Source organism: Stenotrophomonas sp. GD03877, from assembly GCF_029840555.1.
GTDB classification, from domain to species: domain Bacteria; phylum Pseudomonadota; class Gammaproteobacteria; order Xanthomonadales; family Xanthomonadaceae; genus Stenotrophomonas; species Stenotrophomonas geniculata.
In genome coordinates this window covers 1-23,535 of sequence record NZ_JAOCCT010000043.1, presented here as the reverse complement: position 1 = coordinate 23,535, position 23,535 = coordinate 1, and the positions used below count along the sequence as shown (strand labels likewise).

Here is a 23,535-nt window from a genome sequence, read left to right as displayed (position 1 = left end):
ACGGGTCCTTGGAAGAGAGAAGGCAGCAGGCGCCGCTGCGTAGCTCGGCAGCGGCTTCTCCCAAGTAAGAGCCCGCATCCACCGAAGTGGAGAACGCGGATTCGATGAATTTTTTCTGACAGTCCACGGCCACGTCGGCCTCAGCGACTGCCAACCCGCACGGTGTCGCCTTCGCGCCTCACCACGAAACGCGGGTCGCGTTCGAGGAAGGCCTGCAGCGCACCGATGCGATGCGCATCGAGACTGCCCGACAACCGTGCCGATGCCGCGCCTTCGTCCAGCACGCGCACCTGTACCTGGTTGTGCCGGTTGAAGGCAGCGGCTACCTCGTCCAGCCGCTCATCCAGGAAGGACACCTTGCGTTGCTGCCAGTCCAGCAGCATCGACAACGGTACATCCAGCGACTCCACCGCATGGCTGCGCGCGTCGACCTGCACCACCCGGCCTTCGCCCAGTTGCGCAAGACGTCGGGCATCCGCACCCTGGCTCCATACCTCCACCTCGCCGGAAACCACGCCGATACGCGTGCCCTGCAACCGTCGGGACACATCGAACACCGTGCCGATATCGCGGATCTGCAACCCGTTCACCTGTACCTCGAAGGGCCGCCGGTCAGGAGCGATGTCGAACGTGGCCTCGCCCTGCAGCAGCTCCACTCGGCGGCTGAACCAGCCCATGCGTGCCCGCAGGCGGCTGTCCGCGTTGAGCCGCACCTGGGTCTGGTCGGGCAGCACCAGCTCACGCAGTTCACCATGGTCGGCGCTGTACAGCTGCTCGGTGGGCATCAGCTGCGGAACCAGGCCCACACCGAGCAGGGCGATACAGGCTGCGGCGGCCATCACCCACCAGCGCACGCGACCGCGATGCGGCGCAACGCGCGGCGGCGCGTGCGCGCTACCGAACAGCGGCACCACCTTGGCGGCTGCCTGCCGTGGCGGCACCGGCGCCTCTTCAGGCAACGGCGATTGCAGCGCCTCACCGACCTGCCGGTGCAGCGCGAGGGCGTGCATATAGGCGCGCACGTGCTCCGGCGAGCGCTTCATCCAGTCCAGAAACGCAACCCGCTCGGCCTCGCCCAGTGTTCCGTCACGATTGCGCAGGAACCAGTCCATGGCCTCGCAGGCGAGCGTGTCGTCGGCCACGGGCGAAGAGTTCCGGTTCATGTGTGCTCCCTGGCGCCCAGCGCCTTCCTGCAGGCCTCCAGCCCCTTGCCGATGTGCTTGCGCACCATGTGCACCGACACCTGCAGCTGCTGGCTGATTGCCGGGCAATCCAGCCCATCGCGGTAATGCAGCTCCATCACCCGCCGCGTGGTTGCAGGCAGTCGTGCGATGGTGGTGCGGATATCGTTCCAGCGCTGCGCACGCTCGAATTCGCCTTCGATGTCTTCTTCGCTTTTCAGCACTTCGGCCAGCAGATCGACATCTTCCAGCGGCGGCAGCGACGACCGCGCGCGCGCATGCTCGCGCGCCAGGTTGGCCGCCACGGTGAACAGGTAGGCTTCCGGGTTCTCGACCGCATCGGCATCCTCGCCGGTGCTGCGCAGCAGCCGCAGGTAAACCTCCTGCGCCAGGTCTTCGGCATCCTCGCTGGCCGAACCGCGGCGCAGGAAGAAGCCACGCAGCAGTCGTCGCCGCAACGCGTAGCTCTTCTCCCAGATCCTCACGCTGTTCACGGCCGGCCAACCACCCCAAGGCTGGAAAGCCCCGCAGGGTGACCGCCATCGATGACAGTGGCGTTTCAACCTCCGGCAGGCAGCCGCTAGAATGCCGCCCCTGCACTGTCCCGGCAGCAAGCACAAGGAGTGCTCCCATCAACGCACGCACCGCCATCAACACCCTCAGCAGCCTGCTGTTCCTGCTGCTGGTCGCCCACACCACCACCTACCAGCAGCAGATGTAGCCGCCCAGCCGGGTCATCCATGTGCATCCGGTGATCGTCGCCCTCGCCTACGCACTGGGCGTGCTCACGCTGCTGCTGTGGATCGGCGGCCGTCGCGCACCGGAACCCGCCCAACGCCTGGCGCGCTGGCTGCCCATTGTCGCCTGGTGCCTGCTGGGCGTCGGCGTGGCGATCATCCCGATGTTCCTGCCTGGGCTGTTCCCGGCCTGATCAGCGGCCGTGCCCAACGCGTCCGACCATGATACGGCGCACGGCACCAACCCTTGCTTGCCAGAGACCCAAGCCCCGCCCGCCTACCGAAGCCCGGGGGGCAGGCCTACGCTTGTCTTCTCGGTGGCCGCCACGGTCGCCCTTCGCGTCACGGCCCCCGCCGTTGCGACCCCGCTCCAGTGCTGTGCGCCCTGCCGGTGTTGTCGCCCAGGCAGAAGTCCGACCGGCGCCCTCTGGAGACAGCCATGAACCAAGCCCTCATTCCCTTCGATACCGACCCACTGGAAACCCAGGAGTGGCGTGAATCGCTGGAGGCGGTGATGCAGGCCGGCGGCCGGCCGCGCGCGCACTACCTGATCGACCAGCTGAGCGATCTGGACGCGCAGCAGCACGGCGACCTGCATACCCGTGCCTGGACTGCCTACGTCAACACCATCCCGCCCGAACGCCAGCCGGCCTACCCGGGTGACCTGGCCATCGAGCGCCGCCTGAATGCGATGATCCGCTGGAACGCGATGGTGATGGTGCTGCGTGCCGGCAAGCATTCCAACGTCGGCGGCCACATCGCCACCTACCAGTCCGCGGCGGTGCTGTACGACGTCGGCTTCGATCACTTCTTCCGTGGCCGCACCGACACCTTCGACGGCGACATGATCTACATCCAGGGCCATTCGGCGCCGGGCATCTACGGCCGCGCGTACGTGGAGGGCCGCATCGATCCGGCACGGATGGACAACTTCCGCCGCGAAGCCGGCCGCGAAGGCCTGTCCTCGTATCCACACCCGCGCCTGATGCCGGAGTTCTGGCAGTTCCCCACCGTATCGATGGGGCTGGGCCCGCTGACCGCTGCCTACCAGGCGCGCTACATGCGTTACCTGGAATACCGCGGCCTGAAAGAACACCAGGGCCGCAAGGTCTGGGCCTTCCTCGGCGACGGCGAAATGGACCAGCCCGAATCGCTGGCGGCAATTTCCCTGGCTGGCCGCGAGCGGTTGGACAACATTGTGTTCGTGGTCAACTGCAACCTGCAGCGCCTGGACGGTCCGGTACGCGGCAACGCCAAGGTCATCCAGGAACTGGAAGGCACCTTCCGCGCGGCCGGCTGGAACGTGATCAAGCTGATCTGGGGCAGCGGCTGGGACGACCTGCTGGCCCGCGACCACAACGGCCTGCTGCGCCAGCGCATGATGGAATGCGTGGACGGCGACTACCAGACCTTCAAGTCGCAGAGCGGCGCCTACGTGCGCGAGCACTTCTTCGGCCGCTATCCCGAGCTTCTGGAGCGGGTCGCGCACATGAGCGACGACGACATCTGGGCGCTGGCACGTGGTGGCCACGATCCGCAGAAGGTGTACGCCGCCTACCAGCAGGCGGTGAACACCCGCGGCCGGCCGACAGTGATCCTGGCCAAGACGGTCAAGGGTTTCGGCATGGGCGAAGCCGGCGAAGGCCAGAACATCAACCACCAGCTGAAGAAGATGAGCGCCGATGCGGTGCGCGCCTTCCGCGACCGCTTCAACCTGCCGGTCAGCGACGACCAGCTGGAGGAGATGCCCTATCTGCGCCCGGAACCCGGCAGCGCCGAGGCCACCTACTTCGCCGAGCGCCGCCGCATCCAGGGTGGGCAGCTGCCGGCGCGCCTGGCCAAGGTCGATCCGCTGCCACTGCCACCGCTGTCGATCTTCAACACCCAGCTGCAGGGCAGCGGCGATCGCGGCCAGTCCACCACCATGGGCTTCGTGCGCATCCTAACCAGCCTGCTGAAAGACCCGGAACTGGGCAAGCTGGTGGTTCCGATCGTGCCCGATGAATCGCGCACCTTCGGCATGGAAGGCCTGTTCCGCCAGATCGGCATCCACTCCTACCTGGGCCAGCTGTACACCCCGCAGGATGCCGGCCAGCTGAGCTATTACAAGGAAGCCAAGGACGGCCAGATCCTGCAGGAAGGCATCAATGAATCCGGTGCGATCTGTTCGTGGATCGCCGCCGGCACCGCCTACAGCAACCACGGCCTGGCCACGATTCCGTTCTACATCTTCTATTCGATGTTCGGCCTGCAGCGTGTCGGTGACCTGGCCTGGGCCGCTGCCGATGCGCGTACCCGCGGCTTCCTGCTCGGTGCCACGTCGGGCCGCACCACGCTGATGGGCGAAGGCCTGCAGCACGATGACGGCCACAGCCACGTGCTGTCGTCGGTGATTCCGAGCTGCGTGTCCTACGACCCGACCTACAACTACGAGCTGGCGGTGATCATCCATGACGGCCTGCGCCGCATGTATGTCGACCAGGAAGACATCTACTACTACATCACCGTGCTCAACGAAAACTACCCGCAGCCGGCACTGCCGGAGGGCGTGGAAGCGGGCATCCTGAAGGGCCTGTATCTGCTGCATCCGGCAGCCGCCGATACAGCCTCGCAGCCACGCGTGCAGCTGATGGGCAGCGGCTCGATCCTGCGCGAAGTGGAAGCCGCAGCAGAACTGCTGCAGCAGGACTTCGGCGTCGCCAGCGATGTCTGGAGCGCCACCAGCCTGACCGAACTGCGCCGCGACGGCCTGGCCGCCGAACGCTGGAACCTGCTGCATCCGGCCGAGGAGCCACGCGTACCCTACGTGCAGCGGTGCCTGCAGGGCCATGAAGGCCCGGTGGTGGTGGCCACCGACTACATGAAGATCGTAGGCGACCAGATCCGTCCCTTCATCAACGACCGCCGCTTCACCTCACTCGGCACCGATGGCTTCGGCCGTTCCGATACACGTGAATCGCTGCGCACTTTCTTCGAAGTGGATCGCCACTTCATCGTGCTGGCCGCCCTGAAATCACTGGCTGACGAAGGTCGCATCGAACGCTCGCGGATGCAGGAGGCCATCGACAGGTACGGCATCGACACCGGCAAGCGCGACCCGGCTGCGGTATAAGGCTGCTGCATTCACCACGCCCGCTGTGCGGGCGTGGTGCAGGCGTCGCCGCTACGGTATCCGCTTGAACAGATTGGTCTGCAGGATCGGGGTACCATCGTGACCGTAGAACGCCTTGGTCTCGGTCATCGTCGTACGGTCGGCCGCCACGGTATAGATGCGGGTGGAGGCCGGCGTGCCGTGGTCCACCAGCTGCATCACCAGGGTGTTCGGCGCCGGCAGTTTCAGGTTGGCCTTGTCCGCGCCGTAAGTACCGGACAAGGACCCCGGCGTGCCGTCCAGCGCCAGCATGCCGTCGGACTTCATGGTCTTGCCATCGTGCAGGACGATGTCCACGTGTGAACTCCAGCGACCCGCACCGGCGTCCTTGAACTCGAGCACCACGTGCTTCGGGCGCTGCGCTTCGGGTAGCGCAGACGTGGCGATATCCAGCGACCAGCGCCCCAGCAGCGGTGAGGACGAAGCTTCCACCGCCAGCGCCGGAACGGCGGAGAGCGAAAGCGCAGACAACAACACAGCGGACAACAGTTTCATACGTTGCTCCGTTCCAGTGAAGAAAGCGCTGCGTGACGCGTGATGGGGGCAGCAGGGCGAATGCTGCGCGCCTGCGGCAGGCGGTGCAAGCCACTCGCTGAATGCCCGGCCACCCGCCATGTCAGGACCGTGTCACACAGGGGTAGTAGAACGATCCAGCATCTCCGGCTCTTCTCCCCCAGTACACGGCGTTGAACGCGCAGCCCTCGCCACAGCACCTCTATGCCGCCGGCCACTTTGCCCGCACCCTGGTCTGGTCGTTCGTGGATCTGGTGCTGGGCTACCACCTGCACGCCCGGCTGGGGCTGCCGGCGGCCCACACCGGCCAGCTGCTGGCCATTTCATTGTCCTACAGCAGCCTGCTCGATCTGCTGTTGGCCGCCGTGTTCACCCGCATGCGCAACCAGCAGCGCCTGGCCCTGCGCCTGCAGCTCATCGGCGGGCTCGGCACGGCGGCCAGCGCCTGCCTGCTGTTCAGCCCGGGCAACGCAACCGAGCCCGCCTTCCTGCCGTTGCTGGTCGCATCGTTGCTGTTCCGTACCTGCTATGCGGTCTACGACGTGGCCCAGAACGCGCTGACGTCCTTGCTGCCCCGTGACGAGGACGAGGCCATGGGCTATGTCTCCACCCGCGCCGTGGTGGTGCCGATCTCCAAGCTGTGCATTGCCTCGGCGCTGTTCGGCGTGGTCGGTACGCCTGCGTCCCAGGGCAGTGGCAACGCGTTGCTGATCTGCATGATCATCGGCGTGCTGATCGCGGCCGCTGCGCTTCCTTTGGCCTGCGTCGCAACGCCCTCACGGCCCTCCGCAACCAGGACGCCCGCTGCCGTTGCCCTGCCCCTGCCCCTGCCCCTGCCGGCGCTGCTGCCGGTTCTGCTGGCCGCGGCGGCGGAGACGGCGCTGGTTGGCCTGGCAGGGCGTCTGTTCCCCTTCGCCGAACATGGGGCAGCGCTGACCTTCGCGATGGTGGCGGGCATGGTGGTTGCCCCCTGGCTCTGCCTGCGCCTGCGTTCAACGCTGCACAGCGAGACCGGGATGCTCGCGCTGATGTCGGTGCTGGCCGTCGCCGCCGTTGGCGTGTACCTGGCCATCCCCTCCACGCCCATAGCGATTGCATGTGCCGCGACCCACGGGACGGCGGTGGCCAGCGTCGGCCTGGTGCTGTGGCGACGCACCGCGCTGATCGCCCGTCGCCATGCCATCCATAGCGGACGCGACGATGACCTCAGCTGTTTTGCACTGCTCACTGGAACCATGAAGCTATCCATCGCGGCCTCTTCGTTGCTGCTGGGGGAAGTGCTGCCCGGTATACAGGCGGGCGATCCGGGCACCTCGGCCGCACTGGTCTCGCTGGTCGCCGCCGGCAGCCTGCTTTCGCTGGCCGCATTGGCCTGGCCCATCCCTCCAGCACGCAGCGAGGGCCTGCGCCCGTGAGCCTGGCCCCGACATCGCGGCTGCGCCGCAAGCCGCTGATCGCGCTGGAGGCCGACCATAAGCGCATCATCTGGCTGTTGCGCACGATGGGCGCGGTTCCCCGCATCACCATCGCCCACCAGCTGGGCATGCACAACGGCGCGTTGACCCGCCTGGCGCGTGAACTGCTGATGCTGGAAGTGATCGAGGAACAGGGACAACTGTCCGATGGCCAGCGCGGCCGTCCCTCGGTGCCACTGGCGCTGTCCGGTCGGGGCGGCTATGCCGCCGGTGCCACGGTGCATCCCGGTTGGCTGGAGATCGCACTGGTGGATTTCGCCGGCCAGGTCATCGCCCGCGATGCCACCGCATTCGACAGCGCAGATCCCCTCGATTTCGTCCATTGCGTGGACCAGCGCCTGCGCAGCCTCACCAGCAGCACCGGACTGATGCGCGCGCGCTTTCTGGGCCTCGGCGTGGCCGTTCCGGGGCCCGTGGTCGAAACCGGTCCGGCACGCCGGCACGCGGTGGACTGGCTGCATGGCTGGCGCGACATCGACAACGACCAGTTCTTCGAAGACTACTTCGGCTTCCCGGTGTGGGTGGAGAACGATGCAACCCTGGCGGCGTTGGCGGAGTATTACGACAGCGGTCTGATCCGCGACTGCGCTTCGGCGCTGCTGCTGTATGTCGGCCACGGCGTGGGTGGCGGCGTGATCCACCGGCGTGATGTGATGCGCGGTGAGTTCGGCAATGCAGGCGACATCGGCCGCCTGTTCCGCATGGACGCACCGCGCCCCTCGGGTATCGACCTGCTGGCCACGTTGCGCGAGGCTGGCGCCGGAATTCCTTCGTTGTTCGAGCTGGAGGCCTGCCTGGAAAGCCATGCCGGCATCATCAGTGCCTGGGCCGAACGCGCAGGAAACCAGCTGGGCGCAGCGGCCAATACCGGCGTCGCGTGGCTCGATCCGGGCGCCGTGATCCTGTCCGGTTCGCTACCCCGCCAGGTACTGGAAGCGTTGGGGCAACACCTGCAGCAGCCGGCACGCTGGAGCAGCGCGCTGGACAGCCTGCGCCTGCCGCAGGTGCATGTGTCACGGCTGGGAGGATCCGCGGTTTCGGTGGGCGCAGCGCTGCTGCCGATCCACCAGCTGGGCGCCGATGCCATCGTTTAATTGTTTATTTCCGCCGAAGTAAACAATTCCGTCATCGCCCGGACCTACCGTGCAGCGGTCCCCCTTCCCTGCATGGCCGCCCTCCGATGAACATCAGCCCCCTGGTCCTGGGAATCTCCCTGGCCTTGATATCCCTGCATGGCAACGCTTCTGCGCAGGACGCCTCCGTCCAGAACCAGGGCAGCGCCGACGCCGCAACGCTGGACGCGGTGGTGGTCACCGGTGCGGCACGCACCCAGCGTCGTTTCGATGCGTCCTTCGCGGTCAATTCACTCAGCCGCGAAGACGTGCAGAAACTCGCACCGAAAAGCTACGCCGACCTGCTCGGGTCCGTGCCCGGCATCCATGTCGAAGCCACCGGAGGCGAGGTGCAGAACATCACCCGGCTGCGCGGCATTCCCACCGATCGTGGCTTCATCGCTTTCCAGCAGGACGGCTTGCCGCTCTACCAGGAGCTGGATGGCCACTTCTTCAACTCCGGCGACGGCATGAACCGGTTCGACGTGATGAACCAGCGGGTGGAGATCGTGCGTGGTGGCCCGGCGCCGATCTATGCGAGCAGTGGCGGCGCCATCGTCAACAACATCCTGGCCGAGGGCTCGGAACAGACCCACGGCAAGGCCCAGCTGACCGTCGGTGACACCGGGCTGTACCGCGGCGAGATGTACCAGTCCGGCGCCCTCGGCAAGGACACCTTCTATGCAGTCGGTGGATTCCTGCGCCAGCACGATGGCTACCGCGACAACGGCTTCCCGAACGACAAGGGCGGGCAGATCAGGGGCAACATCAAGCACTACTTCGACGACAACAGCTGGTTCAAGGTCAGCGGTACCTTCGTCGATGACCACAATACGTTCTACCTGCCGATCCCGGTCGCCGATCCGCGCAATCCCAGCGTCCCGCTGGACCCGTACATCGACTACTTCGACGGTACGCTGAACTCGCCGTCGCTGCGCAGTGTCAACCTGAAGTACCTCGATGGCGGCGGCGTCCTGCAGGGCATGAACCGCGACCTGGCCGATGGCCGGCACATGCGCTTCGGCAACATCGGCTTCCAGTACGAGAATACCGCCAGCGATTGGACGATCTCGCTGAAAACCGGCTACACCAAGGGCCGCAATACCTTCGACGCGCTGTACTCGACCACCAACCCGGTCGACGCACGCGCTTTCGCCAACGGCTATCTGGGCGCAGCCCGTACCGCCTTCGGTGCCGGCGTCGCGCGGATGGGCTACGCCCTGGCCGGCAGCAACGGGGCGAGCGCCTACGATCCCTATGCCGACTCCGGCCTGGTGATCTCGGCCCAGTACCGGGCCGCAGATTCGGACTTCTACTCCGGCCAGGCCGACTTCAGTGCGACGCGGCTGTTTGAAACGGCCTGGGGCAGCCACGATCTGAACATCGGTGCATACACGGCCTTCTTCGGCACCACGGCCTTCAGCCTGTACCAGGACATGCTGATGGAGATGCGCGGCAAGCCACGCCTGCTGGATCTGGTGGCTTACGGCAACGATGGCGCCCCCTTGGGATACGTCACCGACAAGGGCACGCTGCGTTACACCACCACCCTCAATCGCGGCAAAGTGGATGCCCGCATGTTCGCGGTGTATGCCAATGACACCTGGGCACTGACGGACCGCTTCAAGCTCGACGCAGGCATCCGCCATGAACGCTACCGCTATGAAGGCTATGCAGAGCAGACCGCCCAGGTCGACCTCGGCGACCGCACCACACTGGCCGACAACACCACGCGCCGGTTCACCGGCGTCGTCCAGAACCATCGCCTGGACCCGTCCGCGACCAACTGGACCGTCGGTGCGAACTTCGATTTCACCCCTTCGGTGGGTGCTTACGCCCGCGTCTCGCACATGGAGATCGTTCCCAACTCGTCAGTGGCACGCTCGATCGATCCCACCATCGTGCAGACCCAGCTGGACCAGTACGAGTTGGGCCTGAAGGCCGGATTCGGCCGGTCCTACCTGTACCTGACTGCGTTCTACACGCAGTTCGACCCACTCAACGCCTCGTTCGTGGCGTTCAACCCGACGACCGGCCGCAATGACCAGTCGGTGCCGTTCATCGGTACCGCCGTCTCCAAGGGCATCGAACTGGATGGGCTGTTCCGGCCGCTGGACTGGTTCAGTATTGCCGGCTCGATCACGGTCAGCGATCCGCAGTACGACAGCCTGCAGAACGATTCCGGCGCCGATCGGGCCGCCGTCAACGGCAAGCAGATCGTTCGCGAGCCCAAGCTCTACGGCAACCTCCGCCCGACCTTCAGCTTCCAGCACGGCCAGGACCAGTTCGAGACCTGGCTGCGCTATGACGTGGTCGGAAAATCCTATGTTGATCTGTTCAACCAGACGGCGCTGCCTGCCTACCAGACCTTGGGGCTGGGCGTTTCATGGAAGCGCGGCAACTGGGGCGCACAGCTGGTGGGCGACAACCTGACCAATGAAAAGGGACTCACCGAGGGCAATACCCGCACCGACGCCCTGGCCGGACAGGGTTCGGCCGAGGCAATCTATGGACGGCCTCTGTTCGGCCGCAACGTCCGCCTGATGGTCAGCAGGAGCTGGTGATGCATCGACGATTTGCCTTGTCCCTTGCCCTGCTTGCCACAGCAGCGCTGCCGCTTGCGGCGGTGGCCGACGACCGCGACAGCGCCGCGCTGGCCGCACGACTGTTCCCGACCCTCATGCAGTTGAAGCCCGATACGCTGCCCGGTGATGCGCGTGCCCTCCTGGCCGAACGCACGCAGCAGCTGGCCGGCTGCCGGACCGCCACCTGCACGCTCGCGTCCGCACGTTGGACGCCCGCGCAGGCCGACCTGTTGACCGCTGCGGCTCCCGCGCACGCCGAGGCCATCGAGCGGGAGCTGGCGGGCCTCAACAACATCCTCTCCGTCTATGGCAAGGGCCAGCCGCCCCGCTACGACGCCATCGACGGCCCGATCGGCGCAGCGGGCAGCACGCGACTGGCCGGCGACGTCGCCATTGCCATGCAGATGAGCGAGGTGGACGCCAGCGCGGCCTACACCGCCTTCGATCGCAGCATCGCGGTGGCGGTGGGCCTGCTCGATGCCAATGACCGCCTCGATGCGATCCGCTTCGAGCCGATCAGCGCGGGAATGAACGCCGCGCCGTTTGCGCGTGCGCGGCAGCTCGATTGGAATGGGCATCCGTACACCGCGATCATCGTGCTGGGCCAGGGACCGGACGAATTGACCACCCCGCTCAGCGCCGGCAGCAAGCTGCGCCTGAAGGCGGCCGCGCAGCGCTACGCGGCAGGTGATGCACCCTTCCTCATCGTCTCGGGTGGTGCGGTACACCCACGCGGCACCCGCAGCGTCGAAGCGGTGCAGATGCGCGAAGCGCTGATGGCACGCTTCGGCATTCCCGCAGATGCGATCATCATCGAGCCGTATGCCCGCCACACCACCACCAATCTGCGCAATGCGGCCCGGTTGCTGGCGGCCCTGCAGGCACCGCCGCGGCAACCGGCATTGGTGGTCAGCAGTCCATCGCATATCGATTCGGTCGCCAGCAGCGCCTTCAGCGAGCGCAACCGCCATGAACTGGGTTACGTTCCGGGCAAGGTCGGTTCACGCGTTTCGCCCTACGCGATCCCGTTCGTGCCGGCTCCCGAATCGCTGCGCATCGATCCGATGGATCCGCTGGATCCCTGAACCGCGCGACGGCATCTTCAGTAACCGACCTTCACCGTGAACATCACGTTTCGCGGTGCCCCGTACCAGCCCTGGTTGTAGAAGCCGATCTGCGAGTAGTAATGGCGATCAAACAGGTTGTTGATGTTGACCGCCGCCGACACATTGGAACTGAACTGGTAGCGCGCCATCAGGTTCACCAGTGCGTAGCTGGGCTGCTCCACCGGCACCCGGCGATTTCCAGGCGCGGTGGCGGTCTGGTACATGCTATTCTGCCAGTCCATGCCACCGCCGATGGTCAGCCGGTCCCAGGTACCGGGCAGCCGCCAGGTGGTGAACAGCTTGAACAGGCTGCGCGGCTTGGCGGTGTTGATCGCCCTGCCCTGCGCGTCCTGCGCGATGAAGGTGGTGAAGCTGGTGCCCAGGCTCCACCCCGGCAGTGGCTCACCGGCCAGTTCCAGTTCCAGGCCGTCCACCGTTGCGCCCTTCACCGCACGATACGCCGCCTGCGTACTGCCCTCGACCAGACCACCCGTGGCCTCGGCCAGATTGTCCTGCTGGGTGCGGAACAGCGCCGCCGATGCATTCAAGCGCTCCTGCAACCAGCTGCCCTTGAGGCCCAGCTCATAGCTGCGGCCACTGACCGGATCGAGGATCTGCCCGGATTCATTGCGGTTGTTCTGCGGCTTGAAGATGCCGGTGTAGCTGGCGTAGACGCTGCTGTAATCGTTGAGGTCCCAGACCACGCCGGCATAGGGCACGAACTCGTTGCGGTAGCGGTACTTCCGCTTGCTGCCGAAGTAGACCTGGTCGGTCTCCCAGTTGCTCAGGCGGCCACCGACGATCACATGCAGCGGATCGGCCAGCGACAACCGCGCCACGGCATAGGCACCGCTCTGATGATTGTCCAGATCATCGGCCTGGGTCTTGTTGCTGGCCCACACCGGCTCGGGTGTGCCCGGCCCGTGCCAGTCGAAATAGCTGGCCAACGGCGGCAACGGGGCCAGTGCGCGGTACTGCCCCAGTGCGATCTCGTCGCGTGAGCGCGACCAGCCGACGGACGCCGTGTGCTGGCGGCCGAACAACTGGAAGGGACCGGTCAGGCTGACACTGACCGCCTCACGGCGCACCGGACCGTCGTAGCGGGTGAAGCTGTTGCCATTAGGCATCGCCCCGGTCACCGGATCGGGATAGCCGCCCCGGTAGAGATGCTTCATCTCCATGTCGGTATGTGAGCGGCTGTAGGACACACGCGCCTGCCAGTCGTTGCCGAAGCGATGGTTGAAATCGAAGAAGCCGTTGCGGGTATCGGTGCTCATCCGTGCCCACGGCGCGGTGGCCGATACCGAGCGGTCGAAGCGGGTACGCGTGCCGTCGGCGTTGAACAGCGCGAAGCCGCTGCCGAAGCCACGATTGTCGTTGCCCTGGTAGGAGATACCGGCGATCAATCCGGTGTCCTCGCCCAGGTCCACGCTGACCACGCCGTAGAGCGTCTTCGCGGTGCTGTCCAGGCCAGCAGTGTAGCTGTCGCCCTCTGCCTGCGCGGCGACCACACGACCACGCACACGCCCTTCCCGGCTCAACGGGCTGGACACATCCACCCAGGCGCGGCGCGCGTCCCAGCTGCCGAGGCCGATGCCGCCACTGGCAGCAAAATCACGCAGCGGGCGCTTGCGCACGTAGTTCACCGCCGCCGACGGATTGCCGGCACCGGTCATCAGGCCATTGGCACCGCGCACGATCTCGATGCGGTCGTACACCACCATGTCCAGATTGTTCTCGCCGAAATTCCATGGCGACAGCACCGGCATCACCACGCCATCAAACTGGTAGTTGTCGATGTCGAAGCCGCGTGCCGAGAACGAATAGCGGTTGGCATCACTGCGCGTGACCGAGATGCCCGGAGCCGTGGCCAGTGCATCGGCGGTGCTGAGCAACCCGCGGTCCTCGATCTGCTGGCGGGTGATGACGCTGACCGACTGCGGCGTCTGCCGCGAAGTCAGCGACAGCCCCGTCGCCGTGCCCATGGAGTCGGTGGTGTAGGAACGCGAGGATTCGGTACTGCCATCGAGGTCGGCCGTGACCTGCACGGTGGGCAGCTGCGAGGTGTTCGCGGCGGGGGCGCGCTCGGCGCCGTGGGCAGTATTGAACAGCGCCAGGGTCGTGCCGATGGCGGTTGCCAGGGCGCGCGGGCGGATACAGGCGGGCATGGGAGATCCAGCAGGAGGGAAAGGCTGGATGAGAATTATTGTCATTTGAGCGTGAGCGCACGTATGCGCGGACGCAGCGGATGTATGCGCGCTGCCGACGCTGATCCTGCGTCAGCGCAGCTGGCTGGGCGCGATGCCGTAGCGCGCACGAAACGCGGTCGCGAAATTCGTGGCATGCCGGTAGCCGACGAAATGCGCGGCCTGCTGCACGCTGCAACCCTGCCGCAGCTGCTCGCAGGCCAGTTGCAGGCGATGCTCGCGCAGCCAGCCGAACACCGAGCACTGATACACCTGCTGGAACTTCAGGCGCAGGCTGCTTGGGCTCATACAGGCCAGGCGCGCCAGATCCTCCAGGCAATGGTCGGCGGCTGGAGCCGCCTGCAGGCAATCCATCACCCGCAGTAGCATGCGGCGATCACGTGCTGAAACACGCAGGTCCGGCGATGCCTCCCGCGCAGGTGCGCCCAGCGCCAGGGCCAGCATCTGCAGGCCGATACTCTCGCACAGCAGTGCATGCATCGCGCCGTGCCAGCTGCCCGACAGCAGCTGGTCAGCGGCGTGCTCGAGGTGCCCGGGGACCTGCCAACCACGTAACCGCGGGTGACCGGTGCGATGTGCGGTGGACAGCAGTTCGCTGATCATCGGGTCGTCAATCCCGTCGGGTGCCTCCAACGAGACATTCAGGCTGCGCATCCGCTGCCCTGCGGGATGAATCGCGGTCATCGGTGCCGCCTCGGCCAGCACCATCGCGCCGGCGCCCGGGCTCATGCCGATCACCGCCTGCCCGGCCAACCGGGCCCCTGCGCGTCCCTCCAGCATCACGATCGCCGAGAAGGCCGGCGGCGATTCCGAGGTTGCCTCGAACGGCTGATGGGCGATCACGTCCGACAGCGCCAGGGTCATGCCCGGGCGCAGGCGACGCTGCTCCACCCTGCCCTGCACCACGCACTGTTCACCCGACAGATCTGCGGCCAGTGCAGGCAGGCGATAGCGGAAGCCGCTGCTGCGGCCCAGGCGATCGAGGTCGGCAAGGGTGAGGTTGAGCATGATGGGACCAGGCTGGAACGTCCTGCATTTTCATATGAGAACCATTCTCATATCCAGCCCCGCCACAAGGCCCATTCCACCCTTGTCGATACAAATAGTGACGTTATAACATTTCACACTGTTTTCACGGATCGTGCCATGCGTCGCCACCTGCTTGCTGCTGCCATTCTGTTCGTCGTCCACACCGCCCAGGCCGCGGACGAACCCACCCTCCCCACCCTCCAGGTCCAGGCCTCCCAGCCCTCGCGCATCGACAGCCGGGTCACTGTCGACAACCCACAGGCGCAGAACCGCACCCTCGGCGGCCTGCTCGAACACGTCTCCGGCGTGCAGAGCAGCGCCTTCGGGCCGAACGCGGGCGCTCCGGTCATCCGCAGCCTCAGCGGCAACCGCGTGCAGATCCTGCAGGACGGCCAGTCCATCCTCGGCATGAACGCGATCAGCGGCGACATCAACATTCCGTTCGATCCGCTGTTCGTACGCAGTGTGACCGTCAACAAGTCCTCCGACACCGTGCGCTACGGCGGCAATGCGATCGGCGGCAGCGTGGAGATCGATTCGGGCCTGATCTCGCGCAGCATGGAAGACAAGGACCAGTCGATGGAACTGGTCCTGCGCAAGGGCTTCAATGCCGCCGACGCGCAGGGCTTCCGCATGAACTTCAACAACCGGCGCAACCTCTCGACCAACCTGCAGGTCTCGCGCCAGCGTATCTCGCACTACGACATCCCCGGCAACAGCAAGGCCAGTGTCTGCAACACCGGGCTGTTCCCGCCCACCGGCGGCGTCAACTCGGCGCTGGCCGACAGCTGCCAGAAGGAGGCGCGCGTCCAGCAGATCTACAACAAGGCCTCGCAGCCCTACATCGACCAGTTCATGACCGAAAACCCGGACTGGGCCGATGGTGATTTCTCGTTCTACACCAACAACCCGACCTCGGTCTGGCAGCGCCGTACCTATATCAATCCGGTCAATCCGGCCTATGTCGCCGGCACGCCGTCATACGTACAGAAGCAGATCAACAATGATGTGACCCCCGACTATCACCACCGGTTGGGCAACAGCTACGCGCGCAATTCGCAGGTTGCGTTCGGGTCGACCCTGTTCTTCGAGCGTGGTTACGTGGGTGTCAGCATCGATGCCAAGGACAGCGAGTACGGCGTGCCCGGGTTCTCGATGCAGAACCTGTCGTTCGGTTCCAACTACGCCAACGCATTGCCGGTGGGCGTGGTGATCAAGCAGGAACGCTACGCACTGGAAGCCCTGTTGCGCGACCCGCTGCCGTGGTTCGAGCGCGCCGAACTGCGTGTTTCCAAGCTGGACAACACCTCGGGCGAACGGCTGGGTGCCACCCGGGCCAACGACTACGATTTCGAGAGCACCCAGGCCGAACTGCTGCTGAGCCATCAGCGTGTCGGTCCGCTCAGCGGCCTGCTCGGCTACAGCCACCAGTCGCGTGACGTGACCGGCAGTGGCTCGCTGCGCTACCTGCCTGACGTCGACACCCGCAGCAACGCGGTGTTCCTGAAGGAGACGCTGGACTTCGGCTGGGCCAGTTTCGACGCTGGCGTGCGCCACGAGCGCGTTGACCATGACCTGCAACCAAGCCGCTTCAAGACCGCGCGCAATGCCGCCAACACGAAACTGCAGGACCGCGACTACCGGCTCAACAGCTACAGCCTGGGATCGTATGTCGAGCTCGGTCCGTTGTTCGCCGCCAAGGTGCGCTACTCGTCCTCGCAGCGCGCACCGGAGATCAACGAGCTGTATGCGAGCAATGCTCACTATTCGGTGATGACCCAGGAAGAAGGCAACCAGAACCTCGAGCCGGAACGCGCGAAAAACCTGGAGCTGACCGGCCTGTTCCATATCGGAGGGTTCGAACTGTCGGCCACCGCGTACCGGATGAAGTACGAGAACTATCTGTACCTGGGCTACTCGGGCGTGCAGACCGCCAACCGCCTGCCGCTGAAGTACTGGAAGCAGACCGACACCACGGTGAAGGGTTTCGAGATCGATGCCTCGCAGGCACTGGAGCTGGGCCGATACGGCACATTGAACATCTCCGCTTTCGCCGACTTGGTGAAGAACAAGGCCGACCACCCCGATTCGCTGCGTGCCCACAATGACGGCGAGTACCTGCCGAACATGCCGACCAACCGCTACGGTGCCAACCTGCAGTGGCAGCGCGAAGGCTGGAAGGCGCAGCTGTCCAGCACTTACTACGACACGCAGAAATACCTCGGCCGCAATGTCAGCGAGGAAGTGCCACTGGATGCCTTCAACCTGGTCGACCTGCAGGTCAGCCGTGAGCTGCCGGTACGCAACAGCTACATCGCCGGCATGGAGGTGTTCGTCAACGGCAGCAATCTGCTCAATGAAGAAGCACGGCCACACAACTCGCCGCTGAAATACATCGCGCCGTTGCCGGGGCGTGGGTTCCAGGTGGGGGTGACGGTAAGGCTCTGAGTCGGGGGCACCCGAAGCGCCATCCATTGATCGATGATCAGTGGATGGCGCACCGGCAATGAGTGTTGCCATAAAGAAAAACGCCTGCAGATCGAGGATCTGCAGGCGCTTCTTTGCATCTGGCGGAGTGAGAGGGATTCGAACCCTCGATAGAGCTTTTGACCCTATACTCCCTTAGCAGGGGAGCCCCTTCGGCCACTCGGGCATCACTCCGGGGTTTTCTCCGCGTCTGGTGCGTTGCACCTCAGCGGGGCGTGAATCATAACGTTAATCGAGTGCGAAGGTAAAGCGTTATTCGGCAGAATTTTCGCTACCGGTGCCACCGGCTTCGTCACCGCGCTGGATGCGCTGATAGATCTCTTCGCGATGCACAGCGACGTCCTTCGGCGCGGTGATGTCGATACGCACCTGGTTACCCTTGACGCCAAGCACGGTGACGCTCACCGAGTCACCGATCATCAGGGTTTCGCCGACGCGGCGAGTCAGGATCAACATTTTTGTAAGTCTCCATGGAACCGTGTGGAAGGGTATCCCCCACCGGCTTGACGCTCCGTCAAGAAGCGCTACCACGACAAAGGGAAAAGATTCGCAATGGTACCGTCAGCCGTCCCGCTCCTACAAGGAGGGGGACGGCCAGGTTCATCACAGGCGGGGGCTGACCCATTCGACGACTGCAGCCAGCGCAGTGGCAAGGGCGGGCCCGTCCTCGCCACCACCCTGGGCGAGGTCCGGGCGTCCGCCGCCCTTGCCCCCGATCTGACCGGCGATATGGGACAACAGTTCCCCGGCCTTGACCTTGCCCATTGCGCTGCCGTTCACACCCGCGACCAGGGCGGCCTTGCCGTCCTGGGCGCCGGCCAGCACGATCACCACGTCGCCCAGCTGCTGCTTGAGGCGGTCCATGGCGTCACGCAGGGCCTTGGCGTCGAAGCCCTCCAGACGGGCGGCCAGCACCTTCACGCCAGCAACCTCGACGGCCTGGCCTGACAGGTCGGCCGTGGCACCGGCGGCGACCTTGGCCTTCACGGCTTCCAGTTCGCGCTCCAGCTGCTTCTGGCGCTGGCCGAGGGCACGGATCTTCTCGACCACGTCCGTGGCGCTGCCGCCGAGCAGCTCGGCGGCTTCGGCCAGGCGGGCCTCTTCGGCATCCACATAATCCAGGGCGCCCTGACCGGTAACGGCCTCAATGCGGCGTACGCCGGCGGAAACACCGCCCTCGGAGGTGATCTTGAACAGGCCGATGTCGCCGGTGCGGTTGACGTGGGTACCGCCGCACAGCTCGGTGGAGTAATCACCCATCTTCAGCACGCGCACGTGCTCACCGTACTTTTCGCCGAACAGGGCCATGGCGCCGAAGTCCAGCGCTTCCTGCATGCCCATGTTGTGCACTTCGGCAGCGTTGTTCGCGCGCACCTGCTGGTTGACCTTGCGCTCGATCACAGCCAGCTCTTCCGCGCTGATCGGCTGGAAGTGCGAGAAGTCGAAACGCAGGCGGTCCGGAGCGACCAGCGAGCCCTTCTGCTGCACGTGGGTGCCCAGCACTTCGCGCAGGGCGGCGTGCAACAGGTGGGTGGCCGAGTGGTTGAGGATGGTGGCGCCACGGCGCTCGCCATCCACCTGGCCGGACAGCACATCGCCGACCTTCAGGCCGCCTTCGGACAGGGTGCCGACGTGGCCATGGAACTGGCCGGCGAACTTCTGGGTGTCTTCCACCACCAGGCGCACGCCGTTGCCGGTGAGCACGCCGGTGTCGCCGACCTGGCCGCCGGACTCGGCGTAGAACGGGGTCTGGTTGGTGATGACGATGACTGCGTCACCAGCATCGGCCGACTGCACCGGACGGCCGTCCTTGAGCAGGGCCAGCACGGTCAGGCCGTCGGCCTGCAGGCGGTCGTAGCCGAGGAACCGGGTCGGGCTCAGGGTCGCCACCAGCTCGGCCGGCAGCGTCACGCCGCCACCGAACTTGCCGGCCGCACGTGCGGTTTCGCGCTGCTGTTCCATCGCAGCATCGAAGCCGGCGATGTCGACGGTCAGGTCGCGCTCGCGGGCGATGTCCTGGGTCAGGTCGAGCGGGAAGCCATAGGTGTCGTACAGGCGGAAGGCGTCAACGCCCGGGATCACGCCATTGCTGGCCTTGCCCGCGACGTCTTCGAAGATCTTCATGCCGGCGTCGAGGGTTTCAGCGAAACGCTCCTCCTCGGCCTGCAACGCACGGGTGACGGTGTCCACCGCTGCCGGCAGTTCCGGATAGGCCTCGCCCATCTGCTCGACCAGGGTCGGCACCAGCTTGCTGAAGAACGGCTGGCGCACGCCCAGCATCCAGCCGTGGCGCAGGGCGCGACGGATGATACGGCGCAGCACGTAGCCACGGCCTTCATTGGACGGCAGCACGCCATCGACGATCAGGAACGAACAGGCACGGATGTGATCGGCGATCACACGCAGCGACTTGTTTTCCAGGTCGGCGGTGCCGGTCAGCTCGGAGGCCTTGCGGATCAGAGCCTGGAACAGGTCGATCTCGTAGTTGGTGTGCACGTGCTGCAGGATCGCCGCCAGGCGCTCCAGGCCCATGCCGGTGTCCACGCACGGCGCCGGCAGCGGCACCAGGGTGCCATCCGGCTGGCGGTCGAACTGCATGAACACCAGGTTCCAGATTTCGATGAAGCGGTCGCCGTCCTCATCCGGGGAGCCCGGGGGGCCACCGGCGATATGGTCGCCGTGGTCGTAGAAGATCTCGGTGCACGGCCCGCACGGGCCGGTGTCGGCCATCTGCCAGAAGTTGTCCGAAGCGAACGGCGCGCCCTTGTTGTCACCGATGCGCACGATGCGCGCTTCCGGAATGCCGACCATGTCGCGCCACAGTTCGTAGGCTTCGTCGTCGGTCTGGTAGACGGTGACCAGCAGGCGCTCGGCCGGCAGCTTCCAGACCTGGGTCAGCAGTTCCCAGGCCCAGGCGATCGCGTCCTTCTTGAAGTAGTCGCCGAACGACCAGTTACCCAGCATTTCGAAGAAGGTGTGGTGGCGTGCGGTGTAGCCGACCTGATCGAGGTCGTTGTGCTTGCCGCCCGCGCGCAGGCAGCGCTGGACGTCGGCCGCGCGCACGTAGCTGCGCTTTTCCGCGCCAAGGAACACGTCCTTGAACTGCACCATGCCGGAGTTGGTGAACAGCAGGGTCGGATCATTGCCCGGCACCAGCGGCGCCGACGGCACGATGGTGTGGCCTTTGCCCTTGAAGAATTCAAGGAAGTCGCTGCGGATCTGGGAAGTCGTGAATTTGGCGGATGCGTTCATTGGGGGCTGGCAGTCTGCGGGCCGGCGGGCCCGGACCACCGGCCGCATTGGCCAGGGTCGCGAGGGACCGCCGAAAACCTAAAGGGTATCAGGCCCGGCGCCGCCAGTCTCAGTCATCCGGGTCGTAGCGGGTCGCGCGGCGGATGCTGTCGCCGTCGAAGCCGCGTCGGGCCAGCAGATCGGCGGCCTTGCGCCGCTGCGTCAGGTCCTGCGGGCCGGCCTCGCCAAAGCGTCGACGGACCAGATCACGGGCATTTTCCTGCCAGTCGCCTTCGTAGCTGTCCATCGCCGCGGCAATCGCGGCACTGTCCAGGCCGTGGGTCCCCAGCTCGGCGCGGACATGGATCGGCCCATAGCCGGTGTTGGCACGCATCCGCACCAGATTCTCGGCAAAACGGGTGTCGTCCTGCCAGCCGGCCTCGGTGAGCTTGGCGACAGCCGCCTGCGCCGCATCGTCTTCGATGCCGCGTGCGGTCAGCTTGCGGGTGAGTTCCTTGCGCGAGTGTTCGCGGCGGACCAGCAGGCCCAGCGCCCGTTGCACGGGGGTCTGCTCACGCGGCCGGCGTTTGCGACCGGTGGGAATGTCGTCGGCGTCGGACATGCGTACTCCAAGGGTGGCGCCATCCGTGGCGCCCAGCCCATCCCTGGGCGATTCGAACCTGCGGGACAGGGCGACGTCACTGACGGCGCCGCCCTGCCCCACAGCAAGCTTTACTCGTCGTCGCCTTCGTCGTCGCCTTCCTCACGGCTGGCTTCGGTCGGCTGGAACTTCTCGCGCAGCTCGGCTTCGAGCTTCGCAGCAACTGTCGGGTTGTCGCGCAGGTAACCGCGGGCGTTGTCCTTGCCCTGGCCGATGCGCTCCTCACCGTAGCTGTACCAGGCACCGGCCTTCTCGACCAGCTTGGCATCCACGCCCATGTCGATCAGTTCGCCTTCGCGGCTGATGCCCTCGCCATATAGGATCTCGGTGATGACCTGCTTGAACGGAGGCGCCAGCTTGTTCTTGACGACCTTGATCTTGGTCTGGTTGCCGATGATCTCGTCGCCCTTCTTGATCGCGCCGATACGGCGGATGTCCAGGCGCACCGAGGCATAGAACTTCAGCGCGTTGCCGCCGGTGGTGGTTTCCGGGCTCTGGCCCGGCATCATCACACCGATCTTCATGCGCAGCTGGTTGATGAAGACCACCAGGGTGTTGGAGCGCTTGATGTTGCCGGTCAGCTTGCGCAGTGCCTGGCTCATCAGGCGGGCCTGCAGGCCCGGCAGCTGATCGCCCATCTCGCCTTCGATTTCAGCCTTCGGGGTCAACGCGGCGACCGAGTCGATCACCAGGATGTCGACCGAACCCGAACGGACCAGCATGTCGGCGATTTCCAGCGCCTGCTCACCGGTATCCGGCTGCGACAGCAGCAGGTCGTCCACGTTCACGCCCAGCTTGGCGGCGTAGATCGGGTCCAGCGCGTGCTCGGCGTCGATGAAGGCCGCGGTGCCGCCCATCTTCTGGCATTCGGCGATGGCCTGCAGGGTCAGCGTGGTCTTGCCCGAGGATTCCGGCCCGTAGATCTCGACGACACGGCCCTTCGGCAGACCGCCGATGCCCAGTGCGATGTCGAGCATCAGCGAACCGGTCGGGATGGCTTCGACGGGCTCGACCACGCGGTCGCCCATGCGCATCACCGAGCCCTTGCCGAACTGCTTTTCGATCTGGCCCAGAGCTGCAGCGAGGGCGCGCTTCTTGTTCTCGTCCATCGGTTGGGTCCTTGCAGAGGTCGTGTCGTTGGAGGTGCTGTCTTTGGGGGTCTTCTTTGCCATGGGCTCACTTTAAGTCGGATGTATCGCACAGGCTGAGATTCTGCCCGGCGCTCTGAAAAGAATTATCGGACATCCGTACCAACCTCAGTGGAACCAGAGAATCGCCACAAAAGACCGCGGGGTAATGCGCTATGGAACGGGTCAACGGTTGGGTCGCAACAGGCCGCAATAGAGGCCTTCGATCGAGAAGTCCTGGTCCGGCAGCACCTCGATCGGCTTGTAGTCGGGGTTGCGCGGCAGCAGGCGGATACGATCCTTGGCGATCTTCAGCAGCTTGACGGTGATCTCGTCATCGATGCGGGCTACCACGATCTGGCCGGAATGGGCGTCGCGGGTGCGGTGCACGCCGATCAGGTCACCGTCGAAGATGCCTTCGTCGATCATCGAATCGCCCTGCACCTTCAGCAGGTAGTCCGGTGCCGGCGAGAAGAACACCCGGTCCAGCACCACGAAATCGTCCGAGCCGATATCGGCGCCGATCGGCAGGCCCGCCGCAACCCGGCCGAGCACCGGCAGGCGCAGCACGCTGTCGGGCAGGCCCGGCTCGGCCAGCTTCTCGACCGGCGGCGCCTGTACCAGGCGGATGCCGCGGGCCTGGCCCGGGATGCGACGGATCGCACCGGCCTGCTCCAGGGCCTCCAGGTGGTACTGGGCCGCGCGCACGCCCTTGAAGCCGAACGCACGTGCGATTTCAGTCTGCGACGGCGGCGCGCCTTCGCTCTCGATACGCTCGGCGATCAACTGCAGGATCGCCTGCTGGGTGTCGGTCAGGTCCATGGTTAGTAGTATTACTACTAACGTGCAGGACTGCAAGTGCCGGAGACGACACGGCGACATCTGTAGTGCCGAGCCGTGCTCGGCAATGTGGCGAATGGCTGGGCTGACCTG

Annotated in this window: 18 protein-coding genes and 1 tRNA gene; 8 read left to right on the top strand and 11 right to left on the bottom strand. The window is 65.6% G+C overall.

Features of this window, described 5'->3' with window-relative positions; all coding sequences use genetic code 11:
* Window positions 1-140: 140 nt before the first annotated feature.
* Window positions 141-1,163 (bottom strand): FecR domain-containing protein, encoded by a 1,023-nt coding sequence (locus N5D20_RS22255; RefSeq protein ID WP_197579373.1) that lies wholly within the window; start codon window positions 1,161-1,163, stop codon window positions 141-143.
* Window positions 1,160-1,675 (bottom strand): sigma-70 family RNA polymerase sigma factor, encoded by a 516-nt coding sequence (locus N5D20_RS22250; RefSeq protein ID WP_049434751.1) that lies wholly within the window; start codon window positions 1,673-1,675, stop codon window positions 1,160-1,162. Before N5D20_RS22250 ends, N5D20_RS22255 begins: the two co-directional genes overlap by 4 nt.
* Before the next feature lie 38 nt (window positions 1,676-1,713).
* On the opposite strand from N5D20_RS22250, the gene N5D20_RS22245 reads away from it, so the two are divergent.
* From N5D20_RS22245 to aceE, 3 genes are all read left to right on the top strand, one after another.
* Window positions 1,714-1,902 carry a hypothetical protein gene (locus tag N5D20_RS22245; protein WP_279914368.1) on the top strand — a complete coding sequence of 63 codons (189 nt, stop codon included), beginning with the start codon at window positions 1,714-1,716 and terminating at the stop codon, window positions 1,900-1,902.
* Window positions 1,903-1,932: 30 nt separating this feature from the next.
* Window positions 1,933-2,112 carry a hypothetical protein gene (locus tag N5D20_RS22240; protein ID WP_279914367.1) on the top strand — a complete coding sequence of 60 codons (180 nt, stop codon included), beginning with the start codon at window positions 1,933-1,935 and terminating at the stop codon, window positions 2,110-2,112.
* Window positions 2,113-2,357: 245 nt separating this feature from the next.
* Window positions 2,358-5,030: a pyruvate dehydrogenase (acetyl-transferring), homodimeric type gene (gene aceE / locus N5D20_RS22235; protein WP_197579372.1), complete on the top strand. Its 2,673-nt coding sequence runs from the start codon at window positions 2,358-2,360 to the stop codon at window positions 5,028-5,030.
* 51 nt (window positions 5,031-5,081) lie between these two features.
* Here the strand turns inward: aceE and N5D20_RS22230 are convergent, their stop codons facing one another.
* Window positions 5,082-5,564, bottom strand: coding sequence for a LuxR family transcriptional regulator (locus N5D20_RS22230; RefSeq protein ID WP_197579371.1), 483 nt, complete (start codon window positions 5,562-5,564; stop codon window positions 5,082-5,084).
* A 191-nt stretch (window positions 5,565-5,755) separates the two neighbouring features.
* On the opposite strand from N5D20_RS22230, the gene N5D20_RS22225 reads away from it, so the two are divergent.
* From N5D20_RS22225 to N5D20_RS22210, 4 genes are all read left to right on the top strand, one after another.
* Window positions 5,756-6,997, top strand: coding sequence for an MFS transporter (locus N5D20_RS22225; RefSeq protein WP_197579370.1), 1,242 nt, complete (start codon window positions 5,756-5,758; stop codon window positions 6,995-6,997).
* Window positions 6,994-8,151: an ROK family protein gene (locus tag N5D20_RS22220; RefSeq protein WP_197579369.1), complete on the top strand. Its 1,158-nt coding sequence runs from the start codon at window positions 6,994-6,996 to the stop codon at window positions 8,149-8,151. Before N5D20_RS22225 ends, N5D20_RS22220 begins: the two co-directional genes overlap by 4 nt.
* An 86-nt stretch (window positions 8,152-8,237) precedes the next feature.
* On the top strand, window positions 8,238-10,733 hold the full coding sequence (locus tag N5D20_RS22215; RefSeq protein ID WP_197579368.1) for a TonB-dependent receptor: 2,496 nt from the start codon (window positions 8,238-8,240) through the stop codon (window positions 10,731-10,733).
* Window positions 10,733-11,839 carry a YdcF family protein gene (locus tag N5D20_RS22210; RefSeq protein ID WP_197579367.1) on the top strand — a complete coding sequence of 369 codons (1,107 nt, stop codon included), beginning with the start codon at window positions 10,733-10,735 and terminating at the stop codon, window positions 11,837-11,839. The genes N5D20_RS22215 and N5D20_RS22210 overlap by 1 nt, the downstream gene beginning before the upstream one ends.
* A gap of 17 nt (window positions 11,840-11,856) precedes the next feature.
* On the opposite strand, the gene N5D20_RS22205 is transcribed toward N5D20_RS22210, so the two are convergent.
* Window positions 11,857-14,028 (bottom strand): TonB-dependent siderophore receptor, encoded by a 2,172-nt coding sequence (locus N5D20_RS22205; RefSeq protein ID WP_197579366.1) that lies wholly within the window; start codon window positions 14,026-14,028, stop codon window positions 11,857-11,859.
* 111 nt (window positions 14,029-14,139) lie between these two features.
* Entirely contained in the window at window positions 14,140-15,075 is a 936-nt protein-coding gene (locus N5D20_RS22200; protein ID WP_180836385.1) for a helix-turn-helix transcriptional regulator, read from the bottom strand.
* A 138-nt stretch (window positions 15,076-15,213) separates the two neighbouring features.
* Between N5D20_RS22200 and N5D20_RS22195 the strand changes: the two genes are divergently transcribed.
* A complete protein-coding gene (locus tag N5D20_RS22195; protein ID WP_197579365.1) occupies window positions 15,214-17,544 on the top strand; it encodes a TonB-dependent receptor in 2,331 nt (776 codons plus the stop codon).
* Window positions 17,545-17,664: 120 nt separating this feature from the next.
* Here the strand turns inward: N5D20_RS22195 and N5D20_RS22190 are convergent.
* The 6 genes from N5D20_RS22190 to lexA all read right to left on the bottom strand — a co-directional run bounded on the left by N5D20_RS22190 (window position 17,665) and on the right by lexA (window position 23,424).
* Window positions 17,665-17,757 (bottom strand) — tRNA-Ser (locus N5D20_RS22190).
* 78 nt (window positions 17,758-17,835) lie between these two features.
* A complete protein-coding gene (csrA, locus tag N5D20_RS22185) occupies window positions 17,836-18,039 on the bottom strand; it encodes a carbon storage regulator CsrA (protein WP_279948141.1) in 204 nt (67 codons plus the stop codon).
* Between the two features lie 147 nt (window positions 18,040-18,186).
* Window positions 18,187-20,835: an alanine--tRNA ligase gene (alaS, locus tag N5D20_RS22180; RefSeq protein WP_197579364.1), complete on the bottom strand. Its 2,649-nt coding sequence runs from the start codon at window positions 20,833-20,835 to the stop codon at window positions 18,187-18,189.
* A 109-nt stretch (window positions 20,836-20,944) separates the two neighbouring features.
* Window positions 20,945-21,436 (bottom strand): recombination regulator RecX, encoded by a 492-nt coding sequence (gene recX, locus N5D20_RS22175; RefSeq protein ID WP_010484253.1) that lies wholly within the window; start codon window positions 21,434-21,436, stop codon window positions 20,945-20,947.
* Window positions 21,437-21,546: 110 nt separating this feature from the next.
* Window positions 21,547-22,584 (bottom strand): recombinase RecA, encoded by a 1,038-nt coding sequence (gene recA, locus N5D20_RS22170; RefSeq protein WP_010484252.1) that lies wholly within the window; start codon window positions 22,582-22,584, stop codon window positions 21,547-21,549.
* A 204-nt stretch (window positions 22,585-22,788) separates the two neighbouring features.
* Window positions 22,789-23,424: a transcriptional repressor LexA gene (gene lexA / locus N5D20_RS22165; protein WP_032128412.1), complete on the bottom strand. Its 636-nt coding sequence runs from the start codon at window positions 23,422-23,424 to the stop codon at window positions 22,789-22,791.
* Window positions 23,425-23,535 lie beyond the last annotated feature (111 nt).

What these genes read in the sequence shown, in the direction of transcription:
- csrA (WP_279948141.1), bottom strand. Translation starts at nt 18,039, where the DNA reads ATGTTGATCCTGACTCGCCGCGTCGGCGAAACCCTGATGATCGGTGAC.
- N5D20_RS22195 (WP_197579365.1), top strand. Translation starts at nt 15,214, where the DNA reads ATGCGTCGCCACCTGCTTGCTGCTGCCATTCTGTTCGTCGTCCACACC.
- N5D20_RS22205 (WP_197579366.1), bottom strand. Translation starts at nt 14,028, where the DNA reads ATGCCCGCCTGTATCCGCCCGCGCGCCCTGGCAACCGCCATCGGCACG.
- N5D20_RS22200 (WP_180836385.1), bottom strand. Translation starts at nt 15,075, where the DNA reads ATGCTCAACCTCACCCTTGCCGACCTCGATCGCCTGGGCCGCAGCAGC.
- alaS (WP_197579364.1), bottom strand. Translation starts at nt 20,835, where the DNA reads ATGAACGCATCCGCCAAATTCACGACTTCCCAGATCCGCAGCGACTTC.
- N5D20_RS22230 (WP_197579371.1), bottom strand. Translation starts at nt 5,564, where the DNA reads ATGAAACTGTTGTCCGCTGTGTTGTTGTCTGCGCTTTCGCTCTCCGCC.
- N5D20_RS22210 (WP_197579367.1), top strand. Translation starts at nt 10,733, where the DNA reads ATGCATCGACGATTTGCCTTGTCCCTTGCCCTGCTTGCCACAGCAGCG.
- lexA (WP_032128412.1), bottom strand. Translation starts at nt 23,424, where the DNA reads ATGGACCTGACCGACACCCAGCAGGCGATCCTGCAGTTGATCGCCGAG.
- recX (WP_010484253.1), bottom strand. Translation starts at nt 21,436, where the DNA reads ATGTCCGACGCCGACGACATTCCCACCGGTCGCAAACGCCGGCCGCGT.
- recA (WP_010484252.1), bottom strand. Translation starts at nt 22,584, where the DNA reads ATGGACGAGAACAAGAAGCGCGCCCTCGCTGCAGCTCTGGGCCAGATC.
- aceE (WP_197579372.1), top strand. Translation starts at nt 2,358, where the DNA reads ATGAACCAAGCCCTCATTCCCTTCGATACCGACCCACTGGAAACCCAG.
- N5D20_RS22215 (WP_197579368.1), top strand. Translation starts at nt 8,238, where the DNA reads ATGAACATCAGCCCCCTGGTCCTGGGAATCTCCCTGGCCTTGATATCC.
- N5D20_RS22255 (WP_197579373.1), bottom strand. Translation starts at nt 1,163, where the DNA reads ATGAACCGGAACTCTTCGCCCGTGGCCGACGACACGCTCGCCTGCGAG.